This is a genomic window from Pseudomonas sp. EA_65y_Pfl1_P113, from assembly GCF_963970525.1.
Classification (GTDB): Bacteria; Pseudomonadota; Gammaproteobacteria; order Pseudomonadales; family Pseudomonadaceae; genus Aquipseudomonas; species Aquipseudomonas tritici.
Genome location: NZ_CAXAQM010000025.1, coordinates 47,423 through 65,400, shown reverse-complemented (window position 1 = coordinate 65,400; position 17,978 = coordinate 47,423). Strand labels below are relative to the sequence as shown.

At 59.8% G+C, this 17,978-nt stretch carries 17 protein-coding genes; 12 read left to right on the top strand and 5 right to left on the bottom strand.

Annotated elements, in window-relative coordinates; translation table 11 throughout:
* Positions 1-136: 136 nt before the first annotated feature.
* From AACY52_RS20775 to AACY52_RS20765, 3 genes are read right to left on the bottom strand one after another with little or no spacing between them, the layout of a single operon-like run.
* The gene (locus AACY52_RS20775; protein ID WP_339420314.1) at positions 137-904 is read right to left on the bottom strand and encodes a heme ABC transporter ATP-binding protein; all 768 of its coding nucleotides are present in this window, start codon (positions 902-904) and stop codon (positions 137-139) included.
* Positions 904-1,941, bottom strand: coding sequence for an iron ABC transporter permease (locus AACY52_RS20770; protein ID WP_339420313.1), 1,038 nt, complete (start codon positions 1,939-1,941; stop codon positions 904-906). The genes AACY52_RS20775 and AACY52_RS20770 overlap by 1 nt, the downstream gene beginning before the upstream one ends.
* The gene (locus AACY52_RS20765; RefSeq protein WP_339420312.1) at positions 1,938-2,816 is read right to left on the bottom strand and encodes an ABC transporter substrate-binding protein; all 879 of its coding nucleotides are present in this window, start codon (positions 2,814-2,816) and stop codon (positions 1,938-1,940) included. Before AACY52_RS20765 ends, AACY52_RS20770 begins: the two co-directional genes overlap by 4 nt.
* A 156-nt stretch (positions 2,817-2,972) precedes the next feature.
* Here AACY52_RS20765 and AACY52_RS20760 point away from each other — a divergent pair, with 156 nt between their 5' ends.
* Positions 2,973-3,290: a Rieske 2Fe-2S domain-containing protein gene (locus tag AACY52_RS20760; RefSeq protein ID WP_339420311.1), complete on the top strand. Its 318-nt coding sequence runs from the start codon at positions 2,973-2,975 to the stop codon at positions 3,288-3,290.
* Here the strand turns inward: AACY52_RS20760 and sfsA are convergent.
* Together sfsA and AACY52_RS20750 are read right to left on the bottom strand one after the other, a co-directional pair.
* Positions 3,287-3,997 (bottom strand): DNA/RNA nuclease SfsA, encoded by a 711-nt coding sequence (gene sfsA, locus AACY52_RS20755; RefSeq protein WP_339420310.1) that lies wholly within the window; start codon positions 3,995-3,997, stop codon positions 3,287-3,289. The genes AACY52_RS20760 and sfsA overlap by 4 nt on opposite strands.
* Complete coding sequence (locus tag AACY52_RS20750; RefSeq protein ID WP_339420309.1) at positions 3,997-5,169, bottom strand: pyridoxal phosphate-dependent aminotransferase; 1,173 nt, start codon at positions 5,167-5,169, stop codon at positions 3,997-3,999. The genes sfsA and AACY52_RS20750 overlap by 1 nt, the downstream gene beginning before the upstream one ends.
* A 319-nt stretch (positions 5,170-5,488) precedes the next feature.
* Between AACY52_RS20750 and dksA the strand changes: the two genes are divergently transcribed.
* The 11 genes from dksA (at position 5,489) to pgi (ending at position 17,950) form a co-directional block, all read left to right on the top strand.
* The gene (gene dksA, locus AACY52_RS20745) at positions 5,489-5,932 is read left to right on the top strand and encodes an RNA polymerase-binding protein DksA (RefSeq protein ID WP_025857127.1); all 444 of its coding nucleotides are present in this window, start codon (positions 5,489-5,491) and stop codon (positions 5,930-5,932) included.
* An 83-nt stretch (positions 5,933-6,015) separates the two neighbouring features.
* On the top strand, positions 6,016-6,903 hold the full coding sequence (gene gluQRS, locus AACY52_RS20740) for a tRNA glutamyl-Q(34) synthetase GluQRS (protein ID WP_339420308.1): 888 nt from the start codon (positions 6,016-6,018) through the stop codon (positions 6,901-6,903).
* A 62-nt stretch (positions 6,904-6,965) separates the two neighbouring features.
* Complete coding sequence (locus AACY52_RS20735) at positions 6,966-7,142, top strand: hypothetical protein (protein ID WP_003176118.1); 177 nt, start codon at positions 6,966-6,968, stop codon at positions 7,140-7,142.
* A complete protein-coding gene (locus AACY52_RS20730) occupies positions 7,126-10,080 on the top strand; it encodes an ATP-binding protein (protein ID WP_339420307.1) in 2,955 nt (984 codons plus the stop codon). Before AACY52_RS20735 ends, AACY52_RS20730 begins: the two co-directional genes overlap by 17 nt.
* A 22-nt stretch (positions 10,081-10,102) precedes the next feature.
* Complete coding sequence (locus tag AACY52_RS20725) at positions 10,103-11,533, top strand: sigma-54 dependent transcriptional regulator (protein ID WP_339420306.1); 1,431 nt, start codon at positions 10,103-10,105, stop codon at positions 11,531-11,533.
* 459 nt (positions 11,534-11,992) lie between these two features.
* On the top strand, positions 11,993-12,166 hold the full coding sequence (locus tag AACY52_RS20720) for a hypothetical protein (RefSeq protein ID WP_186753118.1): 174 nt from the start codon (positions 11,993-11,995) through the stop codon (positions 12,164-12,166).
* 75 nt (positions 12,167-12,241) lie between these two features.
* The gene (locus tag AACY52_RS20715; protein ID WP_065875682.1) at positions 12,242-13,645 is read left to right on the top strand and encodes a polynucleotide adenylyltransferase PcnB; all 1,404 of its coding nucleotides are present in this window, start codon (positions 12,242-12,244) and stop codon (positions 13,643-13,645) included.
* Between the two features lie 2 nt (positions 13,646-13,647).
* Positions 13,648-14,133 (top strand): 2-amino-4-hydroxy-6-hydroxymethyldihydropteridine diphosphokinase, encoded by a 486-nt coding sequence (gene folK, locus AACY52_RS20710; protein WP_339420305.1) that lies wholly within the window; start codon positions 13,648-13,650, stop codon positions 14,131-14,133.
* A 278-nt stretch (positions 14,134-14,411) separates the two neighbouring features.
* A complete protein-coding gene (gene panB, locus AACY52_RS20705) occupies positions 14,412-15,212 on the top strand; it encodes a 3-methyl-2-oxobutanoate hydroxymethyltransferase (protein WP_049711503.1) in 801 nt (266 codons plus the stop codon).
* Positions 15,209-16,060, top strand: coding sequence for a pantoate--beta-alanine ligase (gene panC / locus AACY52_RS20700; protein WP_339420304.1), 852 nt, complete (start codon positions 15,209-15,211; stop codon positions 16,058-16,060). The genes panB and panC overlap by 4 nt, the downstream gene beginning before the upstream one ends.
* A 225-nt stretch (positions 16,061-16,285) precedes the next feature.
* Entirely contained in the window at positions 16,286-17,950 is a 1,665-nt protein-coding gene (pgi, locus tag AACY52_RS20695; protein ID WP_339420303.1) for a glucose-6-phosphate isomerase, read from the top strand.
* Positions 17,951-17,978: the final 28 nt, after the last annotated feature.

Sequence of the window (17,978 nt, the reverse complement as noted above, 5' to 3'; positions counted from 1 at the left end):
ATGATTATCACAACTGGTCGCGAGATCAGCCGATAACTGAAAGACCATTGGTTCGGACTCTCAGATTATCTCCTCATCAGGCTAATCACGGTTATTTGACCCGGCTCTTGCCGGGTCTTTTTTTGTCTGTCAAAACCTAGCGCGCAATAATCAACGGATGCCCACGTTCCGGATGGCGTTGCACGAGCACATCCAGACCAAACACCGCTTTCAGCGGCTCAGGCTGCATTACCTGCGCCGGTGTATCCAAGGCATGGGGACGCCCCGCCTCCAGCAACAGAATTCGATCACAGTAACGCGCCGCCAGGTTCAGGTCATGAAGGATCACCAGCACTGCCGCCCCTCGATCAGCAAAGGTCCGAATGGCCTGCAAGGTCGTATGTTGGTGCAATGGGTCCAGCATTGACGTCGGCTCATCCAGCAACAACGTCTGCCCAGCTTCACCTGGCCATAACTGCGCAAGCACGCGCGCGAGATGAACGCGTTGACGCTCCCCGCCAGACAACGCCAGGTAGCTGCGACCGCTCAAGTGACCGACATCTGCCGCCTGCAAGGCGGCCTCGATAATCTCGTCGTCGCGCACTCGCCCAGTGTGATGTGGCAAGCGCCCCATGCCGACAACCTGTTCGACGCGGAACGCAAAGTCCAGCGTCGACGTCTGTGGCAAGACCGCGAGGCGCTGCGCCCGCTGCGCGCCACTCCATTCGCTCAACGGTCGTTGATCCAGCCAGACCTTGCCCTGATCGGGATGCAGTTCACCGCACAACGCTCCTAGCAACGTGCTTTTACCCGCGCCATTTGGGCCCAATACGCCAAGCACCTCGCCCGGCAATAAATCGAGGGTGACATTCGCCAACACAATTTTGCGCCCGCGACAGATCTGCAAGTCTTCCACACGCAGCATCAGGCACGCCCCCGCAACAACAGGTAAAGAAAAAACGGAGCGCCTATAAACGCAGTGACGATGCCGATCGGCAGCTCAGCCGGCGCCAAGGCAAGGCGCGCCACCAGATCGGCAAACAGCAGCAGGCTTGCACCCGCCAATACGGATGCTGGCAACAGCACCCGATGATCCGGCCCCGTCAGCAATCTCACCAGATGCGGTACCACCAGGCCCACGAAGCCAATCATGCCCGCTGCGGCCACGGCTGCGCCCACCCCCAAAGCCGTGCAGAAGACCAGCTCACGCTTAAGCCTTTCCACATCAATCCCAAGGTGATTGGCTTCTGACTCGCCGAGCAGCAATGCATTCAACGCCTTCGCTCGGCGCGGCAACCACAGCGCCACGCCCGCGCTCACCAGCAACAGCGGCCATAACCGTGAATAGCTGGCGCCGTTTAGGCTGCCCAGGTTCCAGAACGTCAGGGTGCGCAAGGTGGCGTCATCGGCCAGGTAGGTAAACAGGCCCACCGCAGAACCGGCGAGGGCTGTAAGGGCAATGCCGGCAAGCAGCATCGTCGCGACATTGGTTTGGCCGTTGCGCCGCCCCAGTCGATAGACCAATGCGGTGACGCCCAGCCCGCCGAGGAATGCGCACAGCGACAACAAGTACGGCCCGAACGCATCCGGCAAACCGCCCAAAAACGAAGCACCGACAATCGCCACTGCAGCCCCCAACGCCGCACCGCTGGAAACCCCGACTAACCCAGGATCAGCCAGAGGGTTGCGGAACAATCCCTGCATCGCCACGCCCGACAAAGCCAACACACCGCCGACCGCCAACCCCAGCAGCGTACGCGGCAAACGGATCTGCCCCAGGATCAGCTCAGCCTGCTCCAGCCCCTGTGCCTGAATAGGCAGCCCCATCAATCGCAACGCGGCGTTGAGGGTATCCAGCCATGGCAAGCTGACCGGCCCCAACGCCAGCGAGAGCCAGATAGCCAATACACACAACAGCGCCAGCCCAATAAACAACGTCTTCGGTTTAACCAACGTGGTCATGGGGCAGGCTTAGCCTGGGACGGATAGAACCCGGCAGACAGCTCTGCCAGGCTTTGCGGCAGGCGCGGTCCAAGCCCGCCGACCAACAAGGTGGTGTCCACCTCAAACACCCGCCCATTCTTAGCCGCCGGTGTGGAAGCCAGGATCGGGTTCTCTTTGAATAGCGCCGCACGCGCCGCATCACCACTAAGGGCACGGTCAGCAAACACAAGGACCTCCGGGCTCAACCCCGCCAACGACTCCACCGAAAAAGGTTTGTAACCACTGTGGGTCGCCAGATTGCGCCCGCCCGCCTGTTGCAACATCCAATCAGCCGCTGTGTCTTTGCCCGCGATCAGCGGCTTGCCGCCTGCATGCCCGAGCAGCAGCAGTACACCTGGCGCATTTTGGGTGGACTGAGCCTTGGCAACCCAACGCTTTTGCTGATTCAGCGCCTGCTCATATCCGGCAAACAATTCGGTGGCCTTGGCGTCACTGCCCAGCAACTTGCCCAAGTGCTGAAGATTGCCTTTTAACGCAGACAAGTCCGGTTGCGCTGAGAACATCTCCACCTGCACGCCCGCGCTACGAATCTGCGCCAGCACAGGCGGTGGGCCCATTTCTTCAGTCCCCACCAGCACTTGCGGGCGCAAACTCAGGATGCCTTCAGCCGACAACTGTCGCTGGTACCCAATGCTCGGCAACGCCTTGAGGGATTCGGGATGCTGGCTGGTGGTATCGACCCCCACCAATTTTGACTCACCGCCCAGGACCGCCACCCATTCCGACAGGGCCCCACCGGCACTTACCCAGCGTTGTGACAGTTCAGAGGCTTGGGCCCCATGGTTGACCAGCAGTCCGACAACAAGCGCGATAGCGCTGGCACTCAGGCGCATAACAGGGTTTCCTTCCAGGGGCAGGGCCGCTCAAGCACTCATCGACGTGACAGAAAACGCTTGCCCGGCATCGTAATGAGCACCCGCACAGCTAACGAACGAAGCCTGCATTTGATAATTGTTTGCATTTGAACGTCAAGGCACTTAAGGACTGAAATGAAGTTTCTCTGCTCCTCCGACACCCTCGCGCCAGACAGCAGCCTCGGTTTTGACATCGACGGCTGCAAGCTGTTGGCCGTGCGCCGAGACGGCGTGCCCTACTTCTATATCAACCGCTGCCCCCATCGCGGTGTTCCACTGGAATGGCAACCCGATCAGTTCCTCGACTCCAGCGCCAGCCTGATCCAATGCGCCACCCACGGCGCTCTGTTCCTGATCGAAAGCGGCGAGTGCATCGCCGGCCCTTGCGCCGGCCAAAGCCTCACCCCCCTGCTTGGCCGCGAAGACGCCCAAGGCCTTTGGGTGGAACTCTAGTCGAGCAGCACGTCCAACCGTCGATCTACACAGATTTCTTCTGATGTAACCCGCACGCCATAGGCCAGCACTTCCACCCCCGCCGCCTTGGCTTCACGTAGCGCCGAGGCGTAACCGGCGTCGATCTCCACGGCCGGGCGCACTGCATCAATCCCCGAGAGATTGACGCAATACAATTGCACTGCCCGCACGCCCTCGCGCGCCAGATGGGCCAGTTCGCGCAAATGCTTGGCGCCGCGCTGGGTCACCGCATCGGGGAAGGCGGCAACCGAGGAGCCATCAAAGCCCAGGGTCACGCTTTTGACTTCAACGTAGGCCGCGCCGTCGGGATACTCCAGGCGAAAGTCGATGCGACTTTTCTCCTGACCGTAGGGTACTTCGCGCTTCAAGGCGGTGAAGCCATTGAGTTCGGTAATTACCCCAGCACGCAATGCCTCCTCGACCAACTGATTGGCACGCGCCGTGTTTACGCACGCCAGACGGCCCTGGGGTGTCTCGGCGATTTCCCAGGTGCCGGGCAACTTGCGTTTGGGGTCATTGGACCGGCTGAACCAGACCTGCCCGCCTTCGACCATGCAATTGAGCATCGAGCCGGTATTAGGGCAATGAATAGTCAGCAACTCGCCGTTAACGGTTTCGATATCGGTGAGAAAACGCTTGTAACGGCGAATCAGCCGCGCTTCTTCGAGGGGAGGATTAAAGCGCATCAGCCTTGCCAACTCCGCAAGCCACGTGCGATCCGTTCAACTGCTTCCTGTAACCGATCGAGGTTTTGCGTGTAGGCAAAGCGCACATGGTGGCCGGCTTGATAGCGGCCAAAATCCAGGCCTGGGGTAAATGCCACATGCTCGGTTTCGAGGAAGTGGCGACAGAATGCGAAGGCATCACCGGCGAACGCGCTGATATCGGCATACAAATAGAATGCGCCTTCCGGCTCGACGGCAATACCGAATCCCAGCTCGCGCAAGGCTGGCAGCAGGAAGTCGCGACGGCGACCAAATTCTGCCCGGCGCTCTTCCAGAATGTTCAAGGTTTGTGGAGTGAAGCAGGCCAGCGCCGCGTGCTGCGCCATGCTTGGCGCACTGATATAGAGGTTTTGCGCCAGTTTCTCCAATTCACCCACAGCGTCAGGCGGCGCAACCAACCAACCCAGCCGCCAGCCCGTCATGCCGAAATACTTCGAAAAACTATTCAGGACGAAAGCATCATCGTCTACTTCCAGCACGCTGGCTGCGTCTGTGCCGTAGGTCAGGCCATGGTAAATCTCATCCACCACCAGATGGCCGTTGCGCGCTTTGATTGCGCCGGAAAGAGCGGCCAATTCGTCGCGGGTCAGGATCGTCCCAGTCGGGTTGGCTGGCGACGCTACCAGCGCGCCCACACTGTCCTGGTCCCAGTGCTTGGCTACCAGGCCAGCGGTCAACTGATAGCGCACCTCGGGGCCAACCGGCACCAGTTGCGCCGCGCCCTCCACCAATCGCAGGAAGTGGCGATTGCAGGGGTAGCCAGGATCTGCGAGCAACCAATGCTTGCCCGGGTCCACCAACAGGCTGCTGGCCAGCAACAAGGCGCCGGAACCACCAGGGGTGATCAAAATACGCTGGGGGTCAACGTTCAGCCCGTAGCGCAGCTGATAGAAACCGCTGATGGCTTCGCGTAGTTCCGGCAGTCCGCGGGCCGCGGTGTAGCGGGTCTTGCCATTGGCCAATGCGGCCTGGCCGGCTTGGATGATCGGCTCAGCGGTAGTGAAATCCGGCTCCCCGATTTCCAGGTGGATCACGTCATGCCCGGCGGCCTGCAGCTCATTGGCCCGCGCCAGCAATGCCATGACATGAAAAGGTTCGATGGCGCGACTGCGCGCACTGTAGGGCTGAGCCATTAGCCTTCCTTAACGGTAGGGACAAAATCTGGATTCTACCGAACCCGCGCCGTAAAACATGTTCTATTGCCTGCCCGGCGGCCTGTACGGATCGGGCAAGCGCCTGCAAAACGACTAAAATCAACAATCGAGGCAACACATACCCAGCAATGGCGGGCTGATGTAGTTTGCAACCCCTTAGCCATGTGCCTCGACAACCGGGAGTGGCGCACCCCGAATCTATCTGGTAAGTTCGCCCGCTTGCAGCCGCAGGGCCGGCAGGTGTCGGTGACGTTGCAATCCTGCGCAATGGATTAGAAGAGTGAGAGGCGGTCTATTCATGTCCACCCAAGCAAAGCAACAGCAGACTCAAGGCCTCAACGGCTTCGAACCTTACGTAGAGAAGAAAGGTGAGGAGTACATGGGCGAGCCCATGCGCGAGCACTTCACCAAAATCCTGAACAAGTGGAAACAGGACTTGATGCAGGAGGTCGACCGCACCGTTGACCATATGAAGGACGAAGCAGCCAACTTCCCTGATCCGGCCGACCGTGCGAGCCAGGAAGAAGAATTCGCCCTTGAACTGCGCGCCCGCGATCGCGAGCGCAAGTTGATCAAGAAGATCGACAAGACGCTGCAGCTGATCAAGGACGAAGAATACGGCTGGTGCGAATCCTGCGGTGTCGAGATCGGTATCCGTCGCCTGGAAGCCCGCCCAACCGCGGACCTCTGCGTAGACTGCAAGACCTTGGCCGAAATCAAGGAAAAACAGGTCGGCAAGTAATCCCGCCGAGCTGAACGAATGGGGCGTGCAAACGCCCCATTTTTGTTTCTGGCGTTTACCGAATTTCCAGTAGTATCCGGCCCATGACAGCCTCTACCTATATCGGGCGTTTCGCCCCCACGCCCAGTGGCCATTTGCATTTTGGCTCGCTGGTCGCCGCTCTCGCCTCCTACCTTGATGCCCGCGCCAATAACGGCCGCTGGTTGATGCGCATGGAAGACCTCGACCCACCCCGTGAAGCGCCCGGCGCCCAAGCCGCGATTCTGCACGCACTGGAAAGCTACGGCTTTGAATGGGACGGTGAACTGGTCCGACAAAGCGAGCGGCACGAAGCCTACGCCAAAGTGCTGAACGACATGTTCAACCAAGGCCTGGCCTACGCCTGCACCTGCTCACGCAAACAACTGGAACCCTACAACGGGATCTACCCAGGCCTGTGTCGCAATGCCGGTCACGATCAGCAGGACGCCGCCATCCGCTTGCGTGTTCCTGAGCTTGCGTACCACTTTACCGACCGTGTTCAGGGCGAATTCCGACAGCACCTGGGACGCGATGTAGGCGATTTCGTCATCCGTCGCCGAGATGGCCTTTATGCCTATCAACTGGCTGTGGTGCTCGACGATGCATGGCAAGGTGTTACCGACATCGTGCGCGGCGCTGACCTGCTCGACTCCACGCCACGCCAACTCTACTTGCAAGAGTTGCTCGGCCTGCGCCAACCGCGCTACCTGCACGTGCCGCTGATCATCCAGCCGGACGGTAACAAGCTTGGCAAATCCTATCGTTCCCCACCGTTGACGCCCGACCAGGCCACGCCTTTGCTACTGAGAGCCCTGCGCGCCCTCGGCCAGCAACCCGGCGCCGAACTGTTGCACGCCAGCCCACGAGAACTGCTGGATTGGGGCATTTCGCACTGGGATGCGACAAAGATCCCGCGCGCACTCACGCTGGCCGAAGCGCAATTGAGCTGAAGGCGCTTGCAGCTTGCCAAGCATCCGTTACCATCGCCGCAGTTTTTCAATCAGAGGCCAACATGTACATCTATCGATTGGTCCTGCTGCTGGTCGTCGGGATCTACCTGTTTTCTCCCGCCATCATGGATTGGTGGATCGACGCCACGGGCGCCTGGTATCGCCCTTATTTGCTGTGGCTGATTCTGATCGTCGTGACTTTCATCCTGCAGAGCCAAAAAGATGCCGATGAGCTTTAGCCTCACCCAGATGCTGCTGATAAGCGCCGCCTATCTGGCCGCGTTGTTCGGCGTCGCCTGGATCAGTGAGCGCGGAATGATTCCGCGGGCGATCATTCGCCATCCGTTGACCTACACCTTGTCCCTGGGCGTGTATGCCAGTGCCTGGGCGTTTTACGGCACCGTCGGCCTGGCTTATCAATACGGTTATGGCTTTCTTTCCAGCTATCTCGGGGTGTCCGGCGCGTTTCTGCTGGCGCCGGTGTTGCTGTACCCGATCCTGAAGATCACCCGCACTTATCAATTGTCATCCCTGGCCGACCTGTTTGCGTTCCGCTTTCGCAGCACCTGGGCCGGCGCACTGACCACCATTTTCATGTTGATCGGTGTATTGCCGTTGCTGGCCCTGCAAATCCAGGCCGTGGCCGACTCCATCAGCATCCTCACCCGCGAGCCGGTGCAACATAGAGTCGCCCTGGCGTTCTGCGCGCTGATCAGCCTGTTCACGATTTTCTTCGGCTCACGCCATATCGCCACCCGCGAGAAACACGAAGGCCTTGTGTTTGCGATTGCCTTCGAGTCGGTGATCAAGCTGATCGCCATTGGCGGCGTCGGCCTCTATGCGCTGTACGGTGTGTTCGACGGCCCGCAACAGTTGGAGTTGTGGCTGCTGCAAAACCAGACCGCCCTCGCCGCCCTGCACACGCCCCTGCAGGAAGGCCCATGGCGCACGCTGCTGCTGGTGTTCTTCGCCTCGGCGATCGTGATGCCGCACATGTACCACATGACCTTCACCGAAAACCTCAACCCGCGCTCGCTGGTCAGCGCCAGCTGGGGTTTGCCGCTGTTCCTGCTGTTGATGAGCCTGGCTGTGCCGCTGATCCTGTGGGCGGGCCTGAAACTGGGGGCAACCACCAACCCGGAATACTTCACCCTCGGCATCGGCATTGCCGCCAACAGCCCCGCGTTGGCACTGCTGGCTTACGTCGGCGGTTTGTCAGCGGCCAGCGGGTTGATCATCGTCACGACCCTGGCGCTTTCGGGCATGGCACTCAACCATTTGGTATTGCCGCTTTACCAGCCGCCGGCTGAAGGCAACATCTACCGCTGGCTGAAATGGACGCGCCGCGCGCTGATTGTTGCGATCATCATGGCCGGATACGGTTTCTACCTGCTGCTGGGCGCCGGGCAAGACCTGGCCAACCTGGGTATCGTTGCCTTTGTCGCCACCTTGCAGTTCCTGCCGGGTGTGTTGTCGGTACTGTACTGGCCGACCGCCAATCGCCGTGGGTTTATCGCCGGCTTGCTGGCGGGGATCCTGGTGTGGGTCGTGACCATGCTGCTACCGCTGGTGGGCAACCTGCAGGGCTTCTACATCCCGTTGCTGAACATGATTTACGTGCTGGATGACACCAGTTGGCACATGGCGGCGATTGCGTCCTTGGCCGCCAACGTCTTGATGTTCACCCTGATCTCGCTGTTCACCAACGCAAGCGCGGAAGAAACCAGCGCCGCCGAAGCCTGTGCGGTGGATAACGTGCGTCGCCCGCAACGGCGTGAATTGCATGCGGCCTCGCCCCAGGAGTTCGCCACGCAACTGGCCAAGCCTTTGGGCGCCAAGGCGGCGCAAAAGGAAGTCGAACAGGCGCTGCGCGATCTGTACCTGCCGTTCGACGAACGCCGCCCCTACGCGCTGCGTCGTTTACGTGATCGTATCGAAGCCAACCTGTCGGGGCTGATGGGGCCGAGCGTGGCCCAGGACATGGTGGAAACGTTCCTGCCCTATAAGGCTGGCGGCGAAAACTATGTCACCGAAGACATCCATTTCATCGAGAGCCGGCTGGAGGATTACCACTCCCGCCTCACCGGTCTCGCCGCCGAACTCGACGCCCTGCGCCGCTACCATCGCCAGACCCTGCAGGAACTGCCCATGGGCGTGTGTTCCCTGGCCAAGGATCAAGAGATCCTGATGTGGAACAAGGCCATGGAAGAGCTCACGGGCATCCCCGCACAACGCGTCGTCGGTTCACGCCTCAATACCCTGGGCGAGCCGTGGAAAGAATTGCTGCAAGGTTTTATCAACTTGCCCGACGAGCACTTGCACAAGCAGCATCTGGCCCTCGACGGCCAGACACGCTGGCTCAACCTGCACAAGGCCGCCATCGATGAACCCCTCGCCCCCGGCAACAGCGGCCTGGTGTTGCTGGTGGAAGACCTGACCGAAACCCAGATGCTCGAAGACAAGCTGGTGCACTCCGAGCGCCTGGCAAGTATCGGTCGACTGGCAGCGGGGGTGGCCCATGAAATCGGTAATCCGATCACCGGTATCGCGTGCCTGGCGCAGAATCTAAGGGAAGAGCGAGAAGAAGACGGCGAAATTACCGAGATCAGCGGGCAAATCCTCGAACAGACCAAGCGCGTCTCGCGGATCGTGCAGTCGCTGATGAGCTTCGCCCACGCAGGCGGCCATCAGAACCAGGACGAAGCCGTGTGCCTGGCCGAAGTGGCGCAGGATGCCATAGGCTTGCTCGCCTTGAACCGGCGTAATTTCGAAGTACAGTTTTTCAACTTGTGCGACCCGGACCACTGGGTAGATGGCGACTCACAACGCCTGGCCCAAGTGCTGATCAACCTGCTGTCCAACGCCCGCGATGCGACCCCCGCCGGCAGCGCGGTACGCGTCAAGACCGAGGCTTTCGAACATACGGTCGATCTGATCGTCGAAGATGAAGGTAGCGGTATTCCACAGAACATCATGGACCGATTGTTCGAACCCTTCTTCACCACCAAGGACCCAGGTGAAGGTACCGGTCTGGGCCTTGCACTGGTCTATTCCATCGTTGAAGAGCATTATGGACAAATCACCATCGACAGCCCGGCTGACACAGAAAGCCAACGCGGCACCCGTATTCGGGTGACCTTGCCGCGTCATGTCGAAGCGACGTCCGCTGTGAACTGAGACCGTCGAGAGAATTGAATCAATGCCGCACATTTTGATCGTCGAAGACGAAACCATTATCCGCTCTGCCTTGCGTCGCCTGCTTGAACGAAATCAGTACCAGGTCAGCGAAGCCGGCTCTGTGCAGGAAGCCCAGGAGCGATTCAGCATTCCCACGTTCGACCTGATTGTCAGTGACCTGCGCCTGCCTGGCGCACCTGGCACCGAGTTGATCAAGCTCGGCCAAGGCACCCCGGTGCTGATCATGACCAGCTACGCCAGCCTGCGTTCGGCGGTGGACTCCATGAAGATGGGCGCGGTGGACTACATCGCCAAGCCTTTCGACCATGACGAAATGCTCCAGGCGGTGGCGCGTATTTTGCGCGACCGTCAGTCGGTCAGCAGCGCGCCTGCCGAACAGCGTCCCGCCAGCAAAGCTGCCGACAAGCCAGGGGTTGATAACAGCAATGGCGAAATCGGCATCATCGGTTCGTGCCCGCCCATGCAGGATCTGTACAGCAAGATCCGCAAAGTCGCGCCGACTGACTCCAATGTATTGATCCAAGGCGAATCAGGCACCGGTAAAGAACTGGTGGCCCGCGCCCTGCACAATCTGTCCAAGCGCGCCAAGGCGCCGATGATTTCGGTGAACTGCGCGGCCATCCCTGAATCCCTGATCGAGTCCGAACTGTTCGGTCACGAGAAAGGCGCGTTCACCGGCGCCAGCGCCGGGCGTGCGGGCCTGGTGGAAGCGGCGGACGGTGGCACCTTGTTCCTCGATGAAATCGGCGAACTGCCATTGGAAGCCCAGGCGCGTTTGCTGCGCGTGCTGCAGGAAGGTGAGATTCGCCGTGTCGGTTCGGTGCAATCGCAAAAGGTCGACGTGCGCCTGATTGCGGCCACCCACCGTGACCTGAAAAGCCTGGCCAAGATCGGGCAGTTCCGTGAAGACCTGTATTACCGCCTGCACGTGATCGCCCTCAAGCTGCCGGCCCTGCGTGAACGCGGCGCCGACGTCAACGAGATCGCCAGCGCGTTCCTGCTGCGCCAGAGCGCACGCATCAACCGTACCGACCTGAAGTTTGCGCCGGATGCCGAGCAGGCGATTCGGCATTACTCGTGGCCGGGTAACGTGCGGGAACTGGAAAATGCGGTCGAGCGCGCGGTAATTCTGTCGGAAAGCCCGGAGATTTCCGCCGAGCTGCTGGGCATCGATATCGAACTGAGCGACTTGGACGACGACGACTTCATCGGCCTGGCCCCACAACAGGGCGGCGGTAGCAATACCAGCCATGAGCCGACGGAAGATTTGTCGCTGGAAGATTACTTCCAGCATTTTGTCCTTGAGCATCAGGACCATATGACCGAGACCGAGCTGGCACGCAAACTGGGCGTGAGCCGCAAGTGCCTGTGGGAACGCCGCCAGCGCCTGGGCATTCCACGGCGCAAGACCGGTGTGGCCAGCGAGAGTTGAGGGTGCGCCCCCACAGGTAACACCCACAGATGTGAAAAAACTGTTACCGCGGATATTTCGCGTAACAAAAGCCGGGGCTTACGGTAACGAAGCCCCGGCTTTTTTTGGTCCATCAAACACCCGAAAGCACCTCAACACCCCGGATTTGCTGGACGGCGCAAAAGTTGGCACGCACCCTGCTATATGCTTAGTACAAAAACAATAACAAGCTTAGTACAAGACAATAAAAATAAGACGAATCGACTCACGCATAACAAAAACAACACGGCGGAGGCGCAGCTAACTGATTCTTTTGGAGAGGCGTTGCATTTGGGGCTTACCCCGCAACCAGGCCGAGAACAACAAAAACTGCCCTAAGGCAGAGCCTGAACTGGTTGGATCGTAGATCAGCAACACAGCAACCAAAGCAATCCGTTTGCTCTTGACTCCCGATTGGGAGTGTCATGAAGGTGAAGCTTCATGGCGAGGGCGATCAACAAAAACAAGAAGCCCGCAACCAATAATAAAAATAGAGCACGCAACTACTTCTGGGGGAGCTTCGGCTCCCCTTGTAGTTTCTGCGAATTGGCCTTCCAGCAACCTCTTGAAGCTTTTGGCTTGGGGCTTGCAGCTTGTTCCTACACCATCCCCTGACTAAATGCTAGAATCCCCGCCCATCATGCGGTCATTCTTCGTTATGGCCGAACATTCCTTCAAACAGTGCATCCCATGCTGAAGAAGTTGTTCCAGTCATTCCGTTCTCCCTTGCGTCGTACGCAACACATTCGCAGCACGCCTGAAGTGCTTAACAGCAATCAGCATTCATTGCAGCGCGCTCAATTCAGCCGTTATGCGGTGAACATCGTCGAACGTTTGCAGAACGCCGGCTACCAGGCTTATCTGGTGGGTGGCTGCGTACGTGACATGCTGCTCAATATCACGCCGAAAGACTTCGACGTCGCCACCAGCGCCACGCCTGAGCAAGTGCGTGCCGAATTCCGCAATGCGCGGATCATCGGCCGGCGCTTTAAGCTGGTGCATATCCACTTCGGTCGCGAAATCATCGAAGTGGCGACGTTCCGTGCAGGCCACCCGCAAAACGATGAAGAGGAAGACACCAATCAATCTTCCCGCAACGAAAGCGGGCGCATCTTGCGCGACAACGTCTATGGCACCCTGGAAGAAGACGCGCAGCGACGCGACTTCACCATCAACGCCCTGTATTACGACCCGGTCAGCGAGCGCATCCTCGATTACGCCAATGGCGTACACGATATTCGTAATAACCTGATCCGCCTGATCGGCGACCCGGTACAACGCTACCAGGAAGACCCGGTGCGCATGCTGCGGGCCGTGCGTTTCGCCGCCAAGCTGAACTTCGGCATCGAGAAGCACACCGCCGCGCCGATTCGCGAACTGGCACCGATGCTGCGGGAGATTCCCTCGGCACGCCTGTTCGAGGAAGTGCTCAAGCTGTTCCTTTCGGGCTACGCCGCCGACACCTTTGAAATGCTGGTGGACCTGCAGTTGTTCGACCCACTGTTCCCGGCCAGCGCCGAGGCTTTGGAACACAACCCGACGTACACCCACACCTTGATCAGCGAAGCGCTGATCAATACCGACCTGCGCATCAAACAGAACAAGCCGGTCACCCCGGCGTTCCTGTTTGCCGCTTTGTTGTGGCCAGCCCTGCCAAAACGCGTACTGCGCCTGCAGGATCGTGGCATGCCGCCGATTCCAGCCATGCAAGAAGCCGCGCATGAGTTGATCGTCGAGCAGTGCCAACGCATCGCCATTCCCAAACGCTTCACCCTGCCGATCCGCGAGATCTGGGACATGCAGGAGCGCCTGCCACGTCGCAGCGGCAAACGCGCCGATCTGTTGCTGGATAACCCGCGCTTCCGCGCCGGCTACGACTTCCTGCTGCTGCGCGAAAGCGCCGGCGAGCAGACCGACGGCCTGGGCGAATGGTGGACCGACTACCAGGACGCCAATGACAGCGAGCGCCGCGACATGATTCGTGACCTCGGCAGCAAAGGCGATGGCGAAGGCGCTGGCCCTAAGAAGCGCCGCCGCAGCAGCACCAAACGCAAGCGCAGTTCGGCTGACGCCTCGGGCGCTGCAGGCGAATAAACGTGGAGCGTATCTACATCGGCATGGGCAGCAATCTGGCTGCCCCGGATCAGCAATTGCGCAGCGCTATCGAAGCGCTGGCACAATTGCCAGGCACCACCGTTGCTGGCGTCTCCGCCTTTTATCAAAGTGACTCCCTGCTCCCAGGCCAACCGCGCTACACCAATGCGGTTGCTGCCTTGGACAGTAGCCTTGCGCCCCTTGAACTGCTGGATGCGCTGCAAGCCATCGAGAACGATCAAGGCCGCGAACGCCTTGAGCGTTGGGGCCCGCGCACTCTCGACCTGGACATCCTGCTGTTTGGCGATCGCCTGATCGACGAGCCGCGCCTCAAGGTGCCGCACTATCAAATGCACCTGCGGGCGTTTGTGCTGTATCCACTGGCCGAGCTAGCGCCCGCAGCGCTGCAACTGCCCAACGGTCAAATGCTCAGCGACTTGCTGGCCGCCTGCCCGTTTCTCGGCCTGGAACGCTTGCCCCAAGACTGACTGGGTCAATGTGGGAGCCTGCGCACTTAAAATCGCTTTCCCACTTGCTGAATCGCGTCAGTAACAGCGGTAACACAGCCATCGTAACAATGCGGTAACACATCCAATTGACTTCCCGTGCCCTCCTCACGACTATAGGCGTCCCGCTGCCGCCAACCCGGCGCTAAAGGGCGCAATCCAGGCCTTATAAGCACTGCTCTCAAGACAGTGCGCCTGAATAAACGAAGACTCACGCGCGTTACTCGCTGTTTCCAAGCGCCTGAACGAGGACCCTTTTCATGCCAGACATTACCCTGACCACCTTGCAGAGCCTCAAGCTCAAGGGTGAAAAAATCACCATGCTGACCTGCTATGACGCCACGTTCGCCCACGCCAGCTGCCAGGCCGGGGTTGAAGTGTTGCTGGTGGGCGACTCCCTGGGCATGGTTCTTCAAGGGAATGACAGCACCCTGCCCGTCACCACCGATGAATTGGCCTACCACACGGCCAGCGTCAAGCGCGGCAACGACGGCGCGTTTATCATCGCCGACCTGCCGTTCATGGGTTACGCGACGCTCGAACAGACTTTCCAGAATGCCGGCAAGTTGATGCAAGCCGGTGCGCACATGATCAAAGTTGAAGGCGCGGTGTGGCTTGCCGAATCGATACGCCTACTGGCGGAACGTGGTGTGCCGGTGTGCGCACACATGGGCCTGACGCCACAGTCGGTGAACCTCCTCGGCGGCTACAAGGTACAGGGCCGCAATGAGGCGCAGGCACGGCAGATGCGTGCCGATGCAATCGCCCTGGAACAAGCAGGCGCTGCAATGATCCTGCTCGAGTGCGTGCCGAGCGAACTGGCCGCCGAAATCACCCAGGCCGTCAAAGTGCCAGTCATCGGTATCGGCGCGGGTTCCGCAACCGATGGCCAGGTGCTGGTGTTACACGACATGCTCGGCCTGTCGATCACCGGCCGCGTGCCAAAATTCGTTAAGAATTTCATGATTGGCCAGGCCAGCATCCACGACGCATTGAGCGCCTATGTTGCTGAAGTCAAAGGCGTAACGTTCCCTGGCGCCGAACACGGATTCTCTGCATGAACACCGTAAAAACCGTACGCGAATTGCGTGCTGCCGTGACTCACGCCCGCAGCGCCGGCAAGCGCATAGGCTTTGTGCCGACCATGGGTAACTTGCACAGCGGTCACGCCACACTGGTGACCAAGGCAGCCCAGCAGGCGGACTTCGTCGTCGCCAGCATCTTCGTCAACCCGCTGCAATTCGGCGCCGGTGAAGACCTGGACAAATACCCGCGCACCTTGGCTGCCGACCAGGAAAAGCTGCTGCAAGCCGGTTGCAGTCTATTGTTCGCACCTACTGTCGAAGAAATGTACCCCGGGGGCATGACCGGCCAAACTCGCGTCAGCGTGCCGCAACTGTCCGAAGGCCTGTGCGGCGCCAGCCGCCCGGGGCATTTCGAAGGTGTGGCAACGGTGGTCAGCAAACTGTTCAACATGGTCCAGCCGGACACGGCCGTGTTTGGCCAGAAGGATTACCAGCAACTGGCCGTGATCCGCGCCATGGTCCATGACCTGAATATGCCGATCCAGATCATCGGCGAACCCACCGTGCGCGCCGACGACGGCCTTGCGCTGTCGTCACGCAACGGCTACCTCACCGACGAGCAACGCGCTATTGCGCCGGTGCTGTACCGCTGCCTCAGCCAGATCGCTGCTGCGATCAAAGCCGGTGACCACGACTTCGCGACGTTGCGCGCCGAACAGGTCCAGCAAATCGAAGCCGCCGGGTTGCGCCTGGACTACCTCGAAGTACGCCAGGGTGTGCATCTGCGCCCGGCCACTGCCGAGGATCGGGATATCGTCATTCTGGTAGCCGCCTACCTGGGCGCCACTCGCCTCATCGACAACCTGCATCTGACCCTCGACTGACCCCTTGCAGTTGCCCTTCTCGCTGCGTCAATAAAAAGTGCCGGTGCAAAAAAGTACCGGCATAAGCGCAGACAAAACCAAGACATATCGACACGCTAGGTTTAATGTAATTGCCCTGCGCTATGGTTAGCGCTGTCCCGAACCCATTCCTTGATGAAAGACTGGACGTTCCGGGCTCAGAAGTGTCCTAAAGGCAGTCCCCGTAATAAAAGGAAACCCGCAGCGATGGCGTACTACCGCACTCCTCATGACGTTACCGCTCTGCCCGCCTGGCAAGCGCTCAATCAACACCGCCAAGCCATGCAGGATTTCAGCATGCGCGAAGCGTTCAATGCCGATCCTCAGCGCTTTTCCCAGTTCACCTTGAGCAGCTGCGGACTTTTCCTCGATTACTCGAAAAATCTGATCACCAGCGAAACCCGCGACCTGCTGGTGGCCCTGGCAAAGGAAGTGAATCTCAAAGGCGCGATCGATGCGCTGTACGCAGGCGAGCCAGTCAACTCCTCCGAAGGCCGCCCTGCCCTGCACACCGCCTTGCGCCGCCCGGTGGGTGACAAGCTGTCGGTCAACGGCGTGAACATCATGCCGGACGTGCACAAGGTGCTGAACCAGATCACTGACCTGGTCGGCCGCATCCACGACGGTTTGTGGCGTGGCTACACCGAGAAGCCGATCACCGACGTAGTGAACATCGGTATCGGCGGCTCGTTCCTCGGCCCGGAGCTGGTTTCCGAGGCGCTGTTGTCCTACGCGCATAAAGGCGTGCGCTGCCATTACCTGGCAAACATTGACGGCAGCGAGTTCCACGAGCTGACCATGAAGCTGCGCGCCGAGACCACCCTGTTTATCGTCTCGTCGAAATCCTTCAACACCCTGGAAACCCTGAAAAACGCCCAGGCCGCCCGCGCCTGGTACCTGGCCCAGGGTGGCTCGGAAGCCGAGCTGTATCGCCACTTCATCGCCGTGTCGAGCAACAACGCGGCCGCCGTGGCTTTCGGTATCCGCGAAGAAAACATCTTCCCGATGTGGGACTGGGTCGGCGGCCGTTACTCGCTGTGGTCAGCCATCGGTTTGCCCATCGCCTTGGCCATCGGCATGTCCAACTTCAAGGAACTGCTGTCCGGTGCCTACACCATGGACCAGCATTTCCAGAACGCGCCATTCGAAGCCAACATGCCGGTGCTGCTGGGCTTACTGGGCGTGTGGTATGGCAACTTCTGGGGTGCGCAAAGCCATGCGATCCTGCCGTACGACCACTACCTGCGTAACATCACCAAACACTTGCAGCAGTTGGACATGGAATCCAACGGCAAAAGCGTGCGGCAGGACGGCACGCCAGTGTCTACCGATACCGGCCCGGTGATCTGGGGCGGCGTGGGCTGCAACGGTCAGCATGCTTACCACCAGTTGCTGCACCAAGGGACCCAACTGATCCCGGCCGACTTCATCGTGCCAATCGTCAGCTTCAATCCGGTGTCCGACCACCATCAGTGGCTGTATGCCAACTGCTTGTCCCAGAGCCAGGCGCTGATGCTCGGCAAGACCCGCAGCGAAGCCGAAGCCGAGTTGCGCGACAAGGGCATCTCGGAAGAAGAAGTGCAGAAGCTTGCCCCGCACAAGGTGATCCCGGGCAACCGTCCGAGCAACACCCTTGTGGTCGAGCGTATCAGCCCGCGTCGCTTGGGCGCGCTGGTTGCCATGTATGAACACAAAGTGTTCGTGCAGAGCGTGATCTGGGGTATCAACGCCTTCGACCAATGGGGCGTGGAACTTGGCAAAGAGCTGGGCAAGGGCGTCTACAACCGCCTGACCGGTGCCGAGGAAACCCTGGCTGACGATGCGTCGACTCAGGGCCTGATCAACTACTTCCGTGGTCGTCACCGCGGCTGATTCAGGTATTGCAGGGCCAACGTCCGTT